14 protein-coding genes and 1 pseudogene are annotated in these 18,629 nt (G+C 36.4%); 14 read left to right on the forward strand and 1 reads right to left on the reverse strand.

All coding sequences use genetic code 11. The features are described 5' to 3' along the window. Window positions 1-244: 244 nt before the first annotated feature. Entirely contained in the window at window positions 245-748 is a 504-nt protein-coding gene (locus tag ACM6F9_RS16395) for a helix-turn-helix domain-containing protein (protein WP_414846701.1), read from the reverse strand. A gap of 822 nt (window positions 749-1,570) precedes the next feature. Here ACM6F9_RS16395 and traK point away from each other — a divergent pair. The 14 genes and pseudogenes from traK (at window position 1,571) to ACM6F9_RS16465 (ending at window position 18,629) form a co-directional block, all read left to right on the forward strand. Next, entirely contained in the window at window positions 1,571-1,966 is a 396-nt protein-coding gene (gene traK, locus ACM6F9_RS16400; RefSeq protein WP_414846806.1) for a conjugative transposon protein TraK, read from the forward strand. Between the two features lie 2 nt (window positions 1,967-1,968). Continuing rightward, on the forward strand, window positions 1,969-2,319 hold the full coding sequence (locus tag ACM6F9_RS16405) for a hypothetical protein (RefSeq protein ID WP_414846702.1): 351 nt from the start codon (window positions 1,969-1,971) through the stop codon (window positions 2,317-2,319). Then, the gene (traM, locus tag ACM6F9_RS16410; RefSeq protein ID WP_414846703.1) at window positions 2,316-3,530 is read left to right on the forward strand and encodes a conjugative transposon protein TraM; all 1,215 of its coding nucleotides are present in this window, start codon (window positions 2,316-2,318) and stop codon (window positions 3,528-3,530) included. Before ACM6F9_RS16405 ends, traM begins: the two co-directional genes overlap by 4 nt. Before the next feature lie 4 nt (window positions 3,531-3,534). Further along, the gene (locus ACM6F9_RS16415) at window positions 3,535-3,945 is read left to right on the forward strand and encodes a hypothetical protein (RefSeq protein ID WP_414846704.1); all 411 of its coding nucleotides are present in this window, start codon (window positions 3,535-3,537) and stop codon (window positions 3,943-3,945) included. Next, entirely contained in the window at window positions 3,933-4,403 is a 471-nt protein-coding gene (locus ACM6F9_RS16420; protein ID WP_414846705.1) for a DUF4138 domain-containing protein, read from the forward strand. Before ACM6F9_RS16415 ends, ACM6F9_RS16420 begins: the two co-directional genes overlap by 13 nt. A gap of 5 nt (window positions 4,404-4,408) precedes the next feature. After that, window positions 4,409-4,675, forward strand: a complete 267-nt coding sequence (locus ACM6F9_RS16425; RefSeq protein WP_414846706.1) for a hypothetical protein — start codon at window positions 4,409-4,411, stop codon at window positions 4,673-4,675. 4 nt (window positions 4,676-4,679) lie between these two features. Then, on the forward strand, window positions 4,680-6,668 hold the full coding sequence (locus ACM6F9_RS16430; RefSeq protein ID WP_414846707.1) for a type IV secretory system conjugative DNA transfer family protein: 1,989 nt from the start codon (window positions 4,680-4,682) through the stop codon (window positions 6,666-6,668). Between the two features lie 4 nt (window positions 6,669-6,672). After that, a complete protein-coding gene (locus tag ACM6F9_RS16435; RefSeq protein ID WP_414846708.1) occupies window positions 6,673-7,545 on the forward strand; it encodes a M23 family metallopeptidase in 873 nt (290 codons plus the stop codon). 12 nt (window positions 7,546-7,557) lie between these two features. Beyond that, complete coding sequence (locus ACM6F9_RS16440) at window positions 7,558-8,262, forward strand: hypothetical protein (protein WP_414846709.1); 705 nt, start codon at window positions 7,558-7,560, stop codon at window positions 8,260-8,262. Between the two features lie 63 nt (window positions 8,263-8,325). After that, entirely contained in the window at window positions 8,326-8,847 is a 522-nt protein-coding gene (locus ACM6F9_RS16445; RefSeq protein ID WP_414846710.1) for a hypothetical protein, read from the forward strand. Window positions 8,848-8,873: 26 nt separating this feature from the next. Continuing rightward, a complete protein-coding gene (locus tag ACM6F9_RS16450) occupies window positions 8,874-10,409 on the forward strand; it encodes a hypothetical protein (RefSeq protein ID WP_414846711.1) in 1,536 nt (511 codons plus the stop codon). 71 nt (window positions 10,410-10,480) lie between these two features. Next, window positions 10,481-11,161, forward strand: coding sequence for a hypothetical protein (locus ACM6F9_RS16455; RefSeq protein ID WP_414846712.1), 681 nt, complete (start codon window positions 10,481-10,483; stop codon window positions 11,159-11,161). Further along, a pseudogene (locus ACM6F9_RS16460) lies at window positions 11,154-16,317 on the forward strand (Eco57I restriction-modification methylase domain-containing protein). Before ACM6F9_RS16455 ends, ACM6F9_RS16460 begins: the two are co-directional and overlap by 8 nt. 170 nt (window positions 16,318-16,487) lie before the next feature. Further along, window positions 16,488-18,629, forward strand: coding sequence for an ATP-dependent nuclease (locus ACM6F9_RS16465; RefSeq protein WP_414846713.1), 2,142 nt, complete (start codon window positions 16,488-16,490; stop codon window positions 18,627-18,629).

An 18,629-nucleotide genomic window follows, 5' to 3' on the forward strand; every position in this document is an offset into this window, starting at 1 on the left:
TCTAATACTATAAGGTTAGATATACAATAAGTGAAATTTTTCAACATCATTTTCCTATCATTTTTAGCTTATGAGTTACCATTTTATTGAATAAATTTAAGTATTTAAAAGGTCATTTTAACCATATTGATCAATTAACAGTTTCCTATTTCAAGCCTAGATCAGTCTTTAAATCATAAAAATATTTTAGGGTTAAATTGTAATAATACCCAATTATTTAGTTTAATTTATTTCGTAATTCTTATTAGAAAGGGGTTATATTTATTACCTCACTGCTAATAGTTTTAGTACCACTTTTATTTAAAGTTACTTGGATTGTTAATTTAACCTTATCAAATTCAGGGGTAGGAATATTCATTAATTTTGAAATATTTGCATAACCCAATGCATTTGCTAATAAGGTTATATGTCGAGTAGAGTACTTATGTCTTTCCTTTAAATTTTCAACACTTCCAACAAAGCTTTTAGAAAGCCCCATTTTTAAGCTTAGTTGCTCTTGGCTTAAGCCTTGTTTTTCTCTAATTCTTTTTACATGTTGAATGAATATATAATCGAAATAAATAACCTTATATTCTACTATTTTTTGCATATTTTTATTTTTTTTATACCCACATGTTGGTATTTGAATTATTTTTGTTATATTTGCTTTAGCGATTTGATAATTAAGCCCCTGGGGTATTAATTGACGATGTTTTCTCGAGTCAAAATGACCAAATTTCCGATCGAGAGAGTCGTGATATCGCTCCATGTCTAAAAAGTTCACTACTTTTGCGTTGGCATGTGAGCGGTTCTCACGTTAACTTTAGATTGGAGCTTTATAAATCCTAGGATTTTAAAGTTGGGTTTGGTCACCCTTGACTCTAAAGTGTGAGACCGCTCCTTGCTTTTTTTGCAAGAATTTTTCTCATACATTAAAACATCGTCCCATATATTAATCTATATTTATGAGGACGACATTTTCAATCATTCTGCATAGACCACCAGAATAATCTGGTGCAGATGAAGAACTAACAGCTCAATACTAAATCTGACGATAATAGTGCGACAGGTTATGATATGACTTTAATAATAACCGAAATACCCCGAAATTCCTTTAATAGTAAAAGGAAAGGCAGATTGCACTTTAAACTTACACTTTAAAAGTACTCGCTTTCTTTTAATTTTCCAAATTATTTTCAGCAAGAAGGGGATTTAGTTCAAAAAACATATTGTTAACGGTCTGCTAATCAGGAGGATAAATTTATTTGATTTGTAATTAAGGAATCCATCATTCAAGATTGTAACAATAGGTTGTATAACTTATTGCTGCTTTACAGCTTTCATGGGACACAAATTTCATTCATATTTCAATTGATGGGCTTAGGGTAGGAGAGCTATGCTTTGTGCTTAAACTTCCTCCCGAGCCTTCATCAATCAGAGATTTAGAACTAAGAAATAAATAGGTTTTTACGAAACAGACAGTGTAGAGGTAACCATAGAAACAGAAAGAGAAAAGCCCTTTCCGCATAAGTTAGTCGCTACCGCAGGAAAGAGCTAATTGCTTAATTAAATTAAACTTTTCAAAACCCAGATTGAGCTCTTTCATCGGTTATTTTTCACATTGGCGCCTGACGATACCTACATCAAGGATAATATTCAAAAATCATTGTACCTGATCGATGACAGCGGAAAGAAAGAATACACGAACCTTAGGGAAAAAGGCTTTTATAACCAGATCATTGCTTCAAGTTCGATGGTAAGCATTCATACCGATTCGGTTAAGCTTGATATGGGACAAAAGAAATTCGCCTTTTTCGGAAAACAGATGATCACAAGAAAGTCATCTGTCATTACCCGAAAGCTTATTACTGAGGGGTTCTTTGAGGATATTATCCGAAGCCCCAATAACCCGCATGGAGTGATCCTTAAAAATTGGCGCATCCTTGATAATGAAGAAATTTCCAATCAAACTAAAAATTCGTACTAACAATGAATACTTCATTTAAACACGCCGGACAGAAATGCCTGCAATGGATGGTCCATCACCCGAAAAAGGTTTTTATCTATTCGATGATTTTTTTGTCAGTGTCATTCATAGGTTCTCTGATACAGGGGATTTTCTTTCCCAGAGATACAGTATTTACCATTAAACCACCTGTCCTTTATTCCAAAAGCCAGATGGCTCAGCCCCCCACTGTAAACAATGAAAGACAGATGAAAAAAATTGTGGAAGAGCTTAAGATTTTAAAAGTGAAAAGAGACCGAAAGCAATTACAGAAAGAAGATAGCCTGAGGATTGAATATTTGTTTAACCAATTTCAAAAATTAAAAACTCAATGAAAAAACTCGATTTCAAACAGAAGAAATACATCCTGCCCCTTCTGGCATTACCGTTTCTGCTGCTTTTTATCTATGTAGGAACCCAGTTCGCCAAAGAAGAACAAACCAAAGAGAAGCCCAAAGAACTCTCCATTTCCCTTGGTGAGTCGCAGGATTCGATTATGAGTAAAAATGATGCCTATGATGCATTCTTCAAAAAAGAGGATAACAGGACGATGCTTGAAGGGCTTGGCAAAGAAAAGGACAGTTTGCTGAGTTACGAAGATCAGTTGTCATTAGCTCAAAAGAGAAAAATAGATTCGCTCAAAGCGGTGTCCGGAAGACAAAACGGGTATCAGTCGAAAGGAAATTTATCTTCTTACTATAATCCTAAAAAAGAACAGAATGACGACTGGGATTACAAACGGTCTTCGGAAATTATCCGGATGCTGAACGATAAATCCTATGGCAAACCGGAAAATGACTATGCTTCAGAGCATTCAAAAGCAGCTCCTCAAACTCCTCAACAAAACCCTGATCCGGTCAAATACCTGAAACAGCAGATGCTGGTCATGGATTCTTTGGAAAAAGCAAGAGACCCGGAATACCAAAGTAAGCTGGCAGCTGAGGAAAAGCTGAAAATGAGTAAGGAAAAAATGGAAGAATTTCTGAATTCGACCTTCAATGTCAGTAAATCCGGTATCAATAGCGTGTTCAATGCTTTCTACAAAGAAAAGGAAAACAGCTTTATCAAAGCGGTCATTGATGAAAACAATAAAGGGTATTTGGGAAGCCGGATCCGGTTCAGGTTACTGGAAGACATATTTGTGGGGAACAAAAAGCTCAGCAAAGGTTCCATACTCTATGGGCAGATTTCAGGATTTGCGATGCAAAGAGTGAATCTCAGTATCGTATCCGTATTCACTAAAGGAGAAATTTACCCGGTCAACTTATCTGTTTACGACGTCGACGGCATGAAGGGATTGTATGTGCCGGAGAGTATTTTCCGGGATATGATACGGGAAATGGGGAGCAATTCCGTACAGGGAACGCAGATGGATATGGGCGGACAGGGATTTTTTACCAGTATTGGCTCTAAGCTTTTTACATCCACTTCCAAGTCCATTGCTAACCTGATTAAAACCAACAAAGCCAAATTGAAATACAACTCTTATGTATTCCTGATTGACGAAAAGCAATTAAAAGAATCACAAAACCAACAAAAAAAATAAAAAAATGAAAGCCATATTGTATATCCTACTGATTTTCTTATCCCAACTTTTTACCGCCCAAACCGCCACCAAGCAGCAGTTGAGCTCGGATTTACCGGAACTTGAAATTACTGAAGGAATCAGTCTTCATATTATTTCTCCGGAACCCATTCAATATGTGGACCTTTCGACTCAGCAGCTCACCGGGGATTTACCTTCGACGCAGATTGCCCGTGTTAAAATTGTGGATAAGCCCGAAAGCACCGACAAAGAAAAAAACCAAAATCTATTTCTGCACTTTAACGGAGATCAAATCGGGGTGATCACGGTGGTGGGCCAGTCTTTTATTGCCCAATACAAAGCTGTTTACCGGAATTCTGAAAACCTGAATACCATTACCAATACCATATTCAGCCGGAAGAAATGCAGCCCATAGAGTTTGATAAAATGGTTTTCTCCAATCTTGAGCTGAGAAAATTTGCGATGGACATTATTCAGAAAAAATCAGAAAAAAATCCGATCCGGGAAGAGAAAAACCTGGGGCTCAGTGTTCAGCTCAATAATGTCTATGTCATCAGTGACTATATATTCCTGGATATGACCTTTAAAAACAATTCCAACTTAAGTTATGATATAGAAGCTTTGAAATTCTCAGTAGAAGATAAAAAGATCCATAAGGCGACCAACAACCAAAGTATCGAGATGACCCCATTATTCCAGCTCAACCCTCAGAAGCATTTCAGGAAGAATTTCCGGAATATCTATGTGTTCAAAAAGTTCACCTACCCGAACTCTAAAGTGATGATGATCCGCCTGATTGAAGAACAGCTCTCGGGAAGAACCATCGAAATGAGAATCAATTATTCGGACATTTTAAAAGCCGATACTTTTTAATTATTATGGAATCAACAATATTAATCATTGCACTCCTTCTTTTTTGTTTTTCTCTATTACTCTTCTTGTCTTCTTTATTAATGGTACATCACTACAAAAAAATTGCAATTAAGGTAAAGCAAGATATTATAGAAACAAATTTGAAAATAGCTGAAACGCACAAATATTTTGAAAGACTTGATGAGATAAAAGAAGATTTTGATAAGTCAAAAATCCAATTAAAAGCTTTAGAATATTTTAGAACCTCATTGGGAAAATTTTCACAAAATTAAGATCATGCAAGAACAACAACATCAAATCAAGATTTATGGCTTTCTACAAAAAGCAGTGTATGCAGTGGTCGCACTCGATTGTGCTTCCCTATTTTATCTGCATGCCAATATTCCGGTAGTTTCCAACTTATTGAAAAATTTTTCCAGAATGAGTTTCATTTATCCTCCTGTCAATGCTAAACTGGCAACCCTTTTATTGATAGGATTAGTGGCGGTAGGAACAAAAGCTAAGAAAAAGAAAGACCTTAATATCGCTATGGAAATAGTAGTTCCTATGGTATTGGGACTCCTGATGATGTTTTCCTCTCTGGTTTGGGAAAAGGAAGCCGGAAATCCTTTACTTCCTAAAATATTTCCCGGAATGAGTCTTTACCAGGTTGTGTATGCTTTTTTATCGTTTTTGGGAGCGGTTGTTCTTCAAATGGGAGCTGACAGCATCTCTAAGCTGATGCAGCAGAAAATGGGAAAAGACCGATGGAATGTCGAGGAAGAATCTTTTGTCCAGAACCAGGAATTAGTAGAATCCGACATGATGATTAATATTCCTTATTTATTCCGGTATAAAGGGAAGAGCAATAAAGGCTGGATGAATATTAATCCCTTCCGGGGAACGATGGTTATTGGCGTGCCAGGTTCCGGTAAATCTTTTGGAGTGATCAATCCCGCGATCAGGCAGATGATAGCTAAAGGATTTTGTCTCATCATTTATGATTTTAAGTTTCCCGACCTGGCGCAGATAGCTTATTACCATTATTTAATGAAGAAAAGTAAAGATTCCAATTATAATTACAGTTTCAATGTTATCAATCTCAATGAAGTGGAGAAATCAAAAAGAGTGAACCCTTTCAAAAAGGAGTACATAAAGACGTTAGCCGAAGCACAGGAAATGGCAGAGGCTATGGTGTCTTCACTACAAAAAGGAAGTACCAGCTCCGGTGGTGGGGCAGACCAGTTCTTTACCCAATCCGCGATTAATTTCCTTTCGTCCTGCATTTATTTTTTTGCGACCCACGAAAACGGAAAGTATTCGGATCTGCCCCACATCCTTTCCTTTATGAACCGAAGCTATAAGGAAATATTTGACACCCTTTTTGGCCATGAAGAGCTGTATTCTTTATTATCACCTTTTAAATCAGCCTATGATAACAAAGCTTTTGACCAATTGGAAGGGCAGGTCGGAACATTAAAGATATTCCTATCCAGACTGGCTACCAAAGAAAGCTTTTGGGTGTTTTCAGGGGATGAAGTGGAACTCAAAATAACAGACCGGAATAATCCTTCCATTGTTATTTTAGCGTCAGACCCGGGAACTCAGGACATCAACTCTGCTTTGTATTCTTCGGTGATTAATAGGACTTTAAGATTGATCAATTCAAAAGGCAACTTCCCTGGAGGAATCATTGCCGATGAATTTCCTACGATTTACATCCATAAAATTGATAATGTGGTGGCTACGGCAAGAAGCAACAGGGTTGCCGTAATGTTAGGACTTCAGGAGCTTCCACAGCTTCGCCAGTTTTATAAGAAAGAAGTGGCTGATACCATTTCTGCCATTGTCGGAAATATCCTGTCCGGCTCTGCAAGGGATAAGAATACCTTGGATTGGCTCGAAAAATTATTTGGAAAAATAAAGCAGAAGTCGTATTCCCAATCCATCTCCCAGCAAGGTACGACCACCAGTATCAATGAGAAAATGGACCATATGATTCCCGCCGGAAAAATTGCAGCACTTAAAACCGGAGAAATGGTGGGGATGATCGCCCAGGGAGAAGAAAATGATACCGAAGAATACAAAACCTCTGCTGTGAACGGTAAAATCAACCTGGATATGAAAAATATTAAAAAAGAGGAAGCGGAACTTCCGCCCTTGCCTTCCTATTATTCCTTTGTGGATAAGGCAGGAATTAACCGCAAAGAAGAAGTTTTAATGACCAACTTCAGGAAAATCAATAAGGAAGTAGAATTAATTGTCCGTGAATCAGTAAAAGCATAATGTTATGAAGAGTAAAATAATTGGTCTCCAAATTTTCAAAATAGCCGTCTCCGTGTTCCTGTTGGTAAGCAGTTTTCTGTTTGCCCAGTTCAATACCTTAATGCCTGCCCGGCCTCAAAAGCCAGATAGTCAAACCTGCATTGAAACTACAAAAGAAGAAAACCCTCCTGAGCAAAAAAATGGGAAAAATTTCTGGAAAAAAGTCTTCAATACGACGACAAGGTCGGATTTAAAAAAGGAATTGGATTCCTTGAAAATCCTTATGAAAGACTATAGTCAAGTGAACAATAGCAGAAAAGCGCGATACGAAAAAATAAAAGATTCTTTTCTATTGGCCACCAAGCATAGAGCTGAACGGAAAAAGGATCTTTTAAAAAATCAAAGTTCCCAGGCTTTATATGATTTTGTGGAGGAGCCTAAAGAACCTTTATCAAAAGTTGTAATGCCTTTGGCGGGTAAGATGGCGATCACTTCTTCTTACGGAGCGCGGGTTCATCCCATTTCCGGAAACCGGAAAATGCACAGCGGTATTGACCTGAAAGCATATTATGAAAATGTATATGCAGTCATGGACGGAGTCGTAACGGCTGTTGGCTGGGACTCACGTGGCGGAGGCAATTATATTAAAATACGACACTTTAACCGCTTTGAAACTGCTTACCTCCATCTTTCTGAGATTTATTACCGGACCGGAGAGTTTGTGAAAGCCGGATTTATCTTGGGAAGAAGCGGGAATACCGGGAATTCTACAGGGCCTCACCTGCATTTTTCGGTGAAAGAATTCGGACAAAGTATTAATCCAGCTCATTTTTTTAATGATTTAATACAAGCCACTCATCTCATGGCAGCTTATCATAATACCGACAAACCCTACTAAAATAAATTAACAATGAAAAACAGCAATTTACCCACAGACGAACTGAAAAAATATGGAATTATTGGTGAAGACTATACATTTTCTAAAAAACTAAGCGCAGAAGATGTTCAGAGATTCCTACAGGGATACACCATTGTCGCTGACAACGATAAGAACAGGGCAACCTTTCAGCTCACGGATAATAATACCAGGCTTAAAGTCATCTTCCTGGAAAGAGACAAAAGCATCTCGGAAATTCTTAAAAACAGTAAAACGAGAATCGAATACTCCGATATAAAGGAACTCTCAAATAAATTGCCACCGGAGCTTCCGGCACTGGAAAAGAAAGCCTTTATTTTCGATCAGGAATCCGGCAAAGTAGCCGAGTTTGATTTCATCAAGCATACAACGAAGTTGACTGCAATTATAGCTGATCTCAGAGATGCAACTGAAACCGGACGATATAAAAATGAGTTACTAAAACTTAAAGCATTCATCCAGGATAAATTGGAAGCGGAACTTCCGCCGGAGATCGCTAAAGAAATTACTAATGATTTGAATATTATCTCCAAAGAGATTAGTACAGTTGATGGAATTCTTGCCCAGCAAAATCTTAATCAAAAAGAAAAATCTGATATCAGTCTGAATGTAAACGACCCGGATCTTTATCAAGATGCCAACCGGATGAGAGAAGAAGAGGAGCAGGAGCAAGAAGAAAAGCGAAGGTTTAGAAGATAATCCTATGGATGCCTCTGATAAACTGTTTCAGAATATATAAAAATCTCAAAATAAAATTTTAAAATGGATTTATTTGAAGATTACAGCCTACTTCCGGAGGAATTGAAGGCGGTCTGTGATAAATGGCAGCAAAAATCAGCATACTGGGGACTTGATTATAATGATTGTGAGATTTTTCAGAAAGAATGCGAAGCTATTGGCTATACGTTTGATTACGGACTGGATGCAGAACCATTTGATTTACGACCCATCAATTTAGGGCAACAATTACAAGACCATATTACGAACAATCAAAATCCAGGCATTATACGAACAACAAATGATCTAAGCTGGTATGATAAGACTATTACTCCTCTAACCCGGGCTTATAAGGATTTTGTAAGAGAAAAAGAAAATACCTCACCTGAACATTTTTTTCAAGATGGTGAGAGAGTCTTGACGGCGAAAGAAATCAAGTTTTTAGAGATTCTTGAGTATAAAAATTCTAAAAATGACATGAATGTTTCTTATCCTGAAAGGATAGAATCAGTAAGGGGTGAAATAAAAACAAAAGATATCAGAATGAATCTGTTAAAGATAATCTAAGTTTTGATCTCGGTACTCGAAATGTTATGCAAGAGAATTTAGGTATTGCAGAGAACAGGGCATTGAAGCTTGATGAACTCAAGGATATGCTGACTCAATATTATGAAAATGAGCAGGAAAGTATGTTTGATTTTACCCATCCGAAATCTATTAAGACGTTGGAACTGGCATTATTTCTTCAAAATGCAGATGAACCGTTAAAGAAGGAAGTTCTGACATACATTTTTACAAAACCGCCACTACAGCCTGATTTTTACGACTTCACGGATGATTCTTATGACAGGGGAGAATCTTCTTATGAGAAAGCAAAGGAATCTCATAAGATAAAGATAGAAAAATATAACCTTTTTTTAGAAAATGTTTATTCAGTTTTTGACAGGTACAATTTTGATATTCATATGGTCCATGATTCTAATGTCGAAAGCGCACCGGATGCGTTCAAAGTCTTAATGCATGACCTTTCTAATCGGTTTTCTGCTGAAACTAAAGCTACCATTAAAGCCATTAATACAGATCAATCAGTAATTCATGCTAATAATGATAGGAAAACGTATGAAATAACATCGTCCCCTCAAATGGAAAAAAATAATCCCCATGTGGAAACTACCATCGAAGGGTATAGCAGCAGTGAATTAATGAATCTGTCAGATGGCGAATTAGAAAATCTATTAAAGCTAAAGAAAGAACAGTATAAAATAGAACAAGTGAATGATGATATCATTGCTATGTCTTTTACCAGTAGTCAAATAAAAAGACTTCTGGTCCTGATTCATCATAAATCAATTAATAACAAACAAAATCCCAACATTATGGAAACAACAAAAGAATTCGATCAGGTTCAATACCTAAAAGACCAGTTAAAATACCTTGGCTTTGGCGAAGATTCAATACTTCACAAAGATCTGGAAAAAGGTATTGAGTCTCCCAAACAGCAGTTTGAAATCAACACGGCTTCAGATAAGGCACTGCCCGGAAATATCGTAGACTTTGTTTTGAAATTCAATAAAAGCGAAAATGGAGGTGTTTTCTTTAATTCTTACCTGGCAACACTGAAAAATGAAAAGAATGAAAATTTTTCCCACAATTTTTATGTGAGCAAAGAAGGCACCTTTACTGCTAAAGAGGCTGTTAATCTTCTGGAAGGGCGTTCTGTGAAAATAGAATTTCACAATCCGAAAACAGATCAGGTAGAACCTGCCTTTGTTAAGCTCGATTTCAAAGAGCCTAAAACAGAAAAAGGGAATTATAATTTTCAGAATTTTTATAAAAACTATGGTATTGATACCGCTGAAATTGTAGAAAAGTCCAATCTGGTATTTGATAAGCCCGAATATAAGGAGAATACGATAAAATCTTTGGAAAAAGGGAACGTGGTTAAGGTGAAGTTTGAACTGGACGACGGGGTTATAGAAGGAAAAGCCGTTCTTAATCCCCAGTACAAAAATCTGAACCTGTATGATCAGGATATGAACAGGATCAATACCAACAAGCCTTTGCAGGGTTTGGAAGATGAGAGCGCGCAAGATAAAGCCAATGTAAGAGAGCAAAGCATCAAACGATAAAAATTTCCCTAACAATTATCTGAGAGCGGTAAGTCAGATAGTGATTTGCCGCTTTCTTTAAATCAATCCCTATGAAAATACATTTAATACTGCCATATGTGCTTTTTCTTTTTATCGCATGTTCCTGTCACAAAGAAATCAAATCCGAGAAAGGTGGAATTGATTTGATTTCCAATGTCTATTTTGATGCATCCAAGGGGCTGGACAACATGCAAAGTTTTCATGTATCGAAAATAAATTATTCTCACGATCAGCTTATAGAACTGGTTCCTGATCTTTCATTACCTGAGATTAACAGACAGGTGTATTATATCAGGGATTCACTCTGCTATTCAATTGAGCTTATGGAGCGTAATCTCATCTTTTCTGATCTTTCCAGGAAACAGCAGCCTTTTCTGGTTTGGAAAAAGAAAGTGGGAGCTGTGTTTTCAAAAGAATGGATTCCCAACTACAGGAACAGAAGAAACCTATCCGATACTATTTTATTCCATAAGAAATACAAACGATTTGAGATTAATTCTCCCTGGATGTACACAAGATTTTATATCTATCCGACAGACACTATTTTACCTTATTCGCTGTACAGACATGCCGAAAAAGATTATCGCGGACGGTTGGAACGTATTGATTCCTATAATAAAAAAGAGGACGTTTTTGTAACGCTCCAATTACTGCCTAGAAAAAACTGGGATGATACCGCGAAAGAACTATTTGAATTTAATCATTTTGTAAAAAAAAGGGAAAGTGAATGAAAATCAGCTAGCATATAACATCGATGATATTTCCGTAATAGAAGGGAATAAAGATGAACTGATTGTTTTTAACAGCAGTAAGGACAGGCATTCATTCCTGGAACTGCTGAAATTAAATAATCAGAATAATAACAGAACCCTTGTTGCTCTCCATTCTGCTACAAATACCAAAAAATTGATTAACAGGTATCAGAACTATGAGGGGAAAATATTCCTTTGTCTGAATGGTGACAGAGCAGGAAATATGATAACACTGAAAATCCTTACTGAGCTGAATGATAAAAATATAAAGGACATTCGTCCCTTATATGGAATCTCAGAAAGCGGTAATCAAAACCTAAGTGATTATTTAGAAAACAAACTAGGTCTTCAAAATAAAAATACTACTTTAGTCGAACCAAAAAATTCAGAAGATGCAAACCTTAGTATTAAACGAAACGGAATTTCCGACGCTCAGCACGTGGGATCCCAACTTTCTGAACGAAATTCTGGAAAGCCTTTCCAAAGCAGCCAATCCGAACAAAACGGAAATCACCCGAGAGGACAAGCTATGGGCAGCAACCATGCTGGAAATGGATTTGAAGGGACAAAGCGGAGCGATTTGGGAAGCGGAACAAGAGGAAGATCCACTGACGGAACACAACCGCAGAATGATGAAGAAAATGAAGGAAGAAAACACCCCGTGGGCGGAATCGTATCCGGGAGAACTTTATCCAATAGATCAGGATTAGATTTATCCCATAAAAATAATGAGGATTTAGATATTCTCATTTCAAAGTATAGAGGTCAGAAGCTGACTAATGAGCAAGTTGCGGAAGTGGTTTCCGCAGCTTGCTTTGTTTCGGGGAATCACAAAATTTCTCTAAATGAAAATCTTAGCCGTACAGATGAGCTGAAAGGTATTTGCAGCCAGTTTAAAAGCGGTGGAACAACGAAAGAAGGCAGAGGGATTTTAGATGAATACTACACCGATTCAAAGATTGTATATGCTGTACGCAATTTAATCAAAGACCGATTTAAAAACCATCAGGAAATTTCAGTATTGGAACCCAGCGTAGGAATAGGAAACTTTCTCTATGCTGCAAAAGACTTGGGGATAAAAACCAGTATTACGGCTTTTGAAATCAACGAAACTACAGCAAAAATTGCCAAAATCCTTCATCCCGAAGCTGATATCCATCTTCGTTCCTTTGAAACTGAATTTATTGATGAGAAGGGTGGCAAAAAAGAATTTTCCGAAAATTATGATCTGGTTATCGGTAATCCTCCTTATGGTGATCATCGGGGATTGTACAAAGGGTTGGGAGAAGAGCCGAAAATCTCAAAATATGAAGATTATTTTGTCAAACGTTCTTTAGATTCCTTAAAGCCCGGTGGGATTCTGGCAATGGTGCTTCCGTCGGGTTGGCTCAACTGTCAAGACCAATTGAAAAATGCCGAATTAATGGAGGGATTCCGTTTACCCAGCGGTGCTTTTGCTGGGACTGCCATTGGTACGGATATTATTATTCTTAAGAAAGACCCTCAGAAAATTTCTACGGATATTTCCAGTTATTTTGAAATTAATCCGGAAAAAATTCTGGGTGAAACCCGGGAAAAAACCAACCGTTTTGGGCGTCAGGAAAACTATGTCCACGGAAATTTAGAGGAGGCTTTAATAAGAATTGAACAGCTGAGTGGCAAAAAAGAAACCGAAAGAATCGGAAATCTCTTTGAAGATTTATTCCTGGAAGCTGAGCAGGAACCTAAAATCACTTTAAAAAGTAAGGTTTCAGAGGTTCAACCGGAAAAAATTACGGATTCTGAGCCTGTTGAAGCAGATCTTACTGAAGTCCGGGAAAAAGTAGAACAAGTACTTTCATCGCTAGGTGCTGTAAAATTCAAATCTCCGGCAGTTGTAAAGGAGATTGAGAAATATTCTAAAATTCAATCCCAAATTGCCAGCGAGCCAAAGAAATTCGATCAAAGCCAAATTGATGAAATTCTTCAAAAAGCGGAAAAAATTATTCAGTCTCAACATGAAAAAAATACGGAGTATAGAATTCAGACCAAGCCGGAGCTTAAAAAAGGAGTTCTAAAGTATCAATTCCTTAAATCTGATGAAATCGTAAATGCTTCGGTTCAAAACAGTTCTGATCTTTCTAACGCACAGGTTGAAGCTTTCAGGGATACCTCATATGACGGAACTTTACATAATCGTGGTACTATCAATTTGCCAACTACATAGACGAAAAATGGGTGCATGATTTTTATTATGCCGAAGGGAATATTTATAAAAAACTGGAACAGTTAGAAAAAGATTTTGCCGATAAATATGCTATTATTGGCGGAACCGAAAATCAATATGAAAAGCAAAAGGCTCTACTGGAAAGTGTTTTACCCAAGCCTAAATCCCTCGATGAAATTTATATCAGTCCTAACCATGAGTTCATTCATCAGTTTAATTTAGGTACTATTGAAAGGTTACGATATAATTCAGTGACAAAAAGCACGGAGCCGGTCACGGAAAATTATACACTTGCGGAGAAATTTAAGGATTTTGTAAGCGGTTTACCCATTGATGCCTTTGCGGGATCGTCGTCGTGGGAGGTGCGAAGTTTTGTCGATAATGAGACCGTTACGGGAAGCGATAAAGAAAGGAATGCTCTCGTCCGTGAAAGGAGAAAAGCTGCTGCTAACGATTTGTTTTATAAATTTTTAAGAGAAGAATTATTGGGTGAACTAAGGCAACGTTTCGTAAAAGACTTTAACAGAAACTATAATAACATCCATGTTCCTGATTATTCCAAATTCCCTCTTTTTTCTAAAATTCATCTCAATTTCAAACGAAGGGAACTAAAACTAACGGAGGTTCAGAAAGCTGGAATCGGAAGACAAACGACCAAAGGAGTTGGCTTATTAGCTCATGAAGTTGGTTTTGGGAAAACTTTATCCGGAATCTTATCTATGCACGAAGCGATGGAGCGTGGAAATGCAAAAAGACCTTTAATTGTTGTTCCCAACGAAAGTATTCTCAAACAATGGGTGGAAACGATTTTTGAAACTGTTCCTCATGCAAAACTAAATATACTGGGAAACCTGGGTAATGACTATGATCTCTCAAAGTTTGATAACAAGGACGGAGAGATTACCATAGTTACCTATGAAGGCTTTAATAATATCGGTTTTTCCGAAAATATTACGCAAGAACTGGCTTCCAGATTTTCTTATATTTCAGAAAGTGAACTGAAAAGTGTTAATTCCATTAGCGAAAGGGATTTTCAGAAAGAGCTTGAGAAAGAAAAAGAACTGCAGGGAAAAATGAAACGGGGTAAAATCTATGATTGGGAAGACTTTGGCTTTGACCATCTGACGTATGATGAAGTCCATAATGCCAATCATATCGTAGGAAAGGTTAGGGTAGAAGACCGGAGATTTGCTTCGGATTTCAGGAGCCAGAACCAGCAGACTTCCAAACTGGGAATCAATACCTGGATGGCAGCACAATGCATTCAGGACAAGAATGATGGAAGAAATGTTACTCTGCTTTCTGCTACCCCTTTCACCAATAAGCCTTTGGAGTATTATTCCATTTTATCCCTGATCGCCAATAAACGTTTGGAAGAGTCCGGTTACTTCAATGTCAATACATTTTTTGAAACCTTTATGGAGGCAGATAATGATATGGAAATTGATGCCAAAGGTGATGTGAAATTCAAAGCGAATGTCCGTAGGTTTAAGAATAGTTCTTTGTTTCAGCAGCTGCTTTCCGAATTTATTGATATTAAAGGGGAAGAAGATAATCCAGAACTGAAGCGTCCCAACAAAATCAACAAAGAATATAAAATTGAGCAAAATGATGTGACGAAAGAGCAATATGATCTACTCAATGAAAGCTTTAGTGAAACAGAGAAAGGAGCGATCCTTACCCATATCCTTAATGCCCGGTTGATTGCCATTTCTCCATATCTGTCGACTTATTATGATGGAGAAAAACCTTCTGTACAGGAATTTATAGAGAATTCTCCGAAGCTAAGGCAGACGATGCAGCTGATCCGGCAGAATAAAAAAGATATTCCGGATTCAGGACAGATTATTTATTCAGAATTAGCCGTTGCAGAATTTCCTAAATTGAAAGAATATCTTGTACAGAAAGTTGGCTGTAAACCTGAAGAGATTGGAATCATTACCGGAGCAACAAGTAAACCTAACAGGTTAAAAATCCAAGATGATTTTAATTCCGGGAAAATAAAAGTAATCATAGGAAGTGAAGCCATTCAGGAAGGAATGAATCTTCAGGAAAATACAACCGATCCGTATCTCCTTTCTTTACCCTATAATTTTACTTCTCTACGGCAGGTGGAAGGACGAATATGGAGACAGGGGAATAAGAATGAAAATGTCCGTGTCAATTTTATGCTAACCAATGACAGTATTGATGTTTTTATGCTTCAAAAATTGCAGGCTAAGCAGGCAAGATATTTAGAAGCGATGAAAAAAGGAGCAGATGTTTTGGATATCTCGGATATCAGTACCCAGGAACTCAAGACATCAATCATTACCAATCCGGAAACAAGGGCTAATATTGAGATTGAACTGATGAAAAAACGGATTGAAAGTGAGAAAAACAAACACCTTGCGGATAGTGCCTTTGTATTAAGGAAATACGAGGATTTTATCAAAGTTCAGGAGGGAGTGACCAAAGCAGAGTATAATTATAATAGGATTTTAGGGTATTCAAAAGAAGAGGGGGAGAATGGGGAGTATTGGAAAATCAGCTTCCATCTTATCAAAAAACGATTGATCTCGCAAAAGAAGAAGTTCAAAAAGCAATCCAGCATTTAGCTGAAAAAGGAGTGAATGTTACAGAAATTGAGAAGCAAACTAGGGCTACAAAGGATAAAATAGCTGAACTGGATAAAAAACTGGAAGAGCTTCCGGAGATAAAAGATAATTTAATTGCTCAATATAAGATAGAAAAAGAGCAGCAGCTTACAATTAATAAGCATATAGATCATGTAAAAGACAGGACAGAAGAGAATAAGAATCTCTATAATGCTTTTCTTACTGATAATTGTATTAATAATATAAATGTTAAAAATTCCAAGGATATAGTACCAAGCCAAAGAGAATATATGAATTCAGTAAATATGGTGCCTGTAACCAGGAAAAGATGAGATATAATATTTTGGTGTTTCTTTGCGTCCTATCTTTCTAAATAAGTGTTTTCAATGATTTAAATGTTAGATGAAGCAAGCACATTGATTTTCTCTCTATTTTATCCCATATGAACTTATCTCTAAATATTAAGAAAACCGTATATTAGTATGAAAAACTTAAATAAAACATGTATATATCAAAGGTCAGCTTAGTTAATTATCGGAACTTTGCTAATGCCAATTTTTATTTTAAAAAGGGAATTAACACTGTGATAGGTGAGAATGGAGCAGGGAAAACCAATGTGTTTAAAGCGATAAGGTTATTATTGGAAGATGCTTCAATACAATATGCATATAAACTCACAGATAGTGATTTTAATCGTACTTTGGGAAATGGCTTGTGGAAAGGGCATTGGATTATAATTAGCATTGAATTTGATGAACTCAATGATGAGGAAGCTATCCAATCATTATTTATTCATGGTTCTGGAATTGCCGAAGATGAATATGTTAAAAAGGCAACATACAATCTTTTTTTTAGACCAAAAGCAGATATTAGGCAAAAGCTAGCTGAATTAACAGAAGGAGACATAGATGGATTACAAAATATACTTAAGGATATTACAATCCAAGACAATTATGAAACTTTTTTCACAGGTAAAAGTACTGCTGATTTTACTGATCCAACAATATATAAAGAATTAGTTGGTGATTTTGAGAATGTAATTTTTCCCTCAACAATTGATGCTTCAAAATTTGGCTCTAAGATTCCACATCAGCTGTCAGTAGCGAAAGAAGTCTCTTTTACATTTATCCAGGCATTACGAGATGTGGTAAGTGACTTTCATAATAATAGAACTAATCCTTTATTAACTCTTCTAAAAAATAAAAGTGGTGAAATTACGGAAGCAGATTATCAACCAATTAGTAATTTGGTAAATAGTTTAAACGAAAGTATAGAAGAATTACCCGATGTAAAGAAAATACGTGACGACATAAAATCTACAATTCAAGATGCTGTAGGATTGACTTATTCTCCATCATCCCTTTCTATCAAATCTAGTGTTCCCGATGAAGCTGAAAAATTATTACAATCCTTAAAGCTTTTCATTGGGGAACCAGGAGAGATGTATGAAGGTGGTATTCATGAACTTAGTTTAGGAGGAGCGAATCTTATTTTCTTAACCTTAAAATTGTTGGAATTTAAATATCGTAAATCAAAAGATACTTTTGCGAATTTTTTAATTATTGAAGAGCCCGAAGCTCACATCCATAATCACATTCAAAAAACACTATTCGATAAATTAGATTACGGAGATACGCAAATAATTTATTCTACTCACTCAACCCAGATATCTGAAGTAAGTAACGTAGAAAATATAAATATTCTTGCTAAGAAACTAAATTATGCAGAGGTTTATCAGCCTTCTAACGGATTGAATTCTGAAAATGTGGGTGAAATACAAAGATACTTAGATGCTGTAAGGACTAATTTGCTTTTTGCTAAAGGAGTAATTTTAGTGGAAGGTGATGCCGAGGAAATTCTTATTCCAATAATGGTTAAGAAAGTGTTTGGAATTAGTCTTGATGAACTTGGAATTAGTTTAATAAATATTCGCAGTACGGGATTTGAAAATGTTGCGCAACTTTTTCATAATGATAGAATACAAAGAAAGTGTGCTATTCTCACTGATTTAGATGATGCTATATGTGATACCACTGAGTTGGTAACAGACAGTGAATCTGTGAAAAAATATAAAAAGAAAGTTACAGCCTCTCAAAAGAAAGGTTTAGAAAGAAAAGTGAAGTTAGATACCTTTGAAGCAGATAATGATTGGGTAATGACTTTCTACGCAAAACATACTTTTGAAGTGGATTTTGTAACAAACAATAACGATTGGGAAGTTAGGCAGATTATAGGTCAAGTTTATAGCGACCAGCCAACAAAAGATCTTTCAGATAGACAACTTACCTCAACTGATGTCGCTATTTATGGTAAACGTGTTCTTACAATGGCTAGGCATGTTGGTAAAGGCTGGTTTGCTATCATGCTAGGTAAGCATATCACTCCCTTTACAGAAATACCAGATTATATTATAGATGCTCTATTATTTGCTAAAGAAACATATTCTTCAGAGATTATTGCTGATATAATAAATTATCGGATTGAAAAAAATGTTGAAGCAGATGATTCATTAGACTTTGCAAGCTGCCGAGCCGAACTTTTGAAGTATAGAAATGGAGACATTAAATTAGAAGATTTGGAATTTGATTTTGATCTTATTATTCCAAATGATCAGATTATGAAATTAATAAATAAATTAAAGTAA

The sequence above is a fragment of the Chryseobacterium sp. IT-36CA2 genome, from assembly GCF_949767875.1.
GTDB lineage: Bacteria > Bacteroidota > Bacteroidia > Flavobacteriales > Weeksellaceae > Chryseobacterium.

What these genes read in the sequence shown, in the direction of transcription:
- ACM6F9_RS16395 (WP_414846701.1), bottom strand. Translation starts at nt 748, where the DNA reads ATGGAGCGATATCACGACTCTCTCGATCGGAAATTTGGTCATTTTGAC.
- ACM6F9_RS16405 (WP_414846702.1), top strand. Translation starts at nt 1,969, where the DNA reads ATGAATACTTCATTTAAACACGCCGGACAGAAATGCCTGCAATGGATG.
- ACM6F9_RS16445 (WP_414846710.1), top strand. Translation starts at nt 8,326, where the DNA reads ATGGATTTATTTGAAGATTACAGCCTACTTCCGGAGGAATTGAAGGCG.
- ACM6F9_RS16465 (WP_414846713.1), top strand. Translation starts at nt 16,488, where the DNA reads ATGTATATATCAAAGGTCAGCTTAGTTAATTATCGGAACTTTGCTAAT.
- ACM6F9_RS16450 (WP_414846711.1), top strand. Translation starts at nt 8,874, where the DNA reads ATGCAAGAGAATTTAGGTATTGCAGAGAACAGGGCATTGAAGCTTGAT.
- ACM6F9_RS16430 (WP_414846707.1), top strand. Translation starts at nt 4,680, where the DNA reads ATGCAAGAACAACAACATCAAATCAAGATTTATGGCTTTCTACAAAAA.
- ACM6F9_RS16435 (WP_414846708.1), top strand. Translation starts at nt 6,673, where the DNA reads ATGAAGAGTAAAATAATTGGTCTCCAAATTTTCAAAATAGCCGTCTCC.
- ACM6F9_RS16455 (WP_414846712.1), top strand. Translation starts at nt 10,481, where the DNA reads ATGAAAATACATTTAATACTGCCATATGTGCTTTTTCTTTTTATCGCA.
- ACM6F9_RS16420 (WP_414846705.1), top strand. Translation starts at nt 3,933, where the DNA reads ATGCAGCCCATAGAGTTTGATAAAATGGTTTTCTCCAATCTTGAGCTG.
- ACM6F9_RS16425 (WP_414846706.1), top strand. Translation starts at nt 4,409, where the DNA reads ATGGAATCAACAATATTAATCATTGCACTCCTTCTTTTTTGTTTTTCT.
- ACM6F9_RS16415 (WP_414846704.1), top strand. Translation starts at nt 3,535, where the DNA reads ATGAAAGCCATATTGTATATCCTACTGATTTTCTTATCCCAACTTTTT.
- ACM6F9_RS16440 (WP_414846709.1), top strand. Translation starts at nt 7,558, where the DNA reads ATGAAAAACAGCAATTTACCCACAGACGAACTGAAAAAATATGGAATT.
- traM (WP_414846703.1), top strand. Translation starts at nt 2,316, where the DNA reads ATGAAAAAACTCGATTTCAAACAGAAGAAATACATCCTGCCCCTTCTG.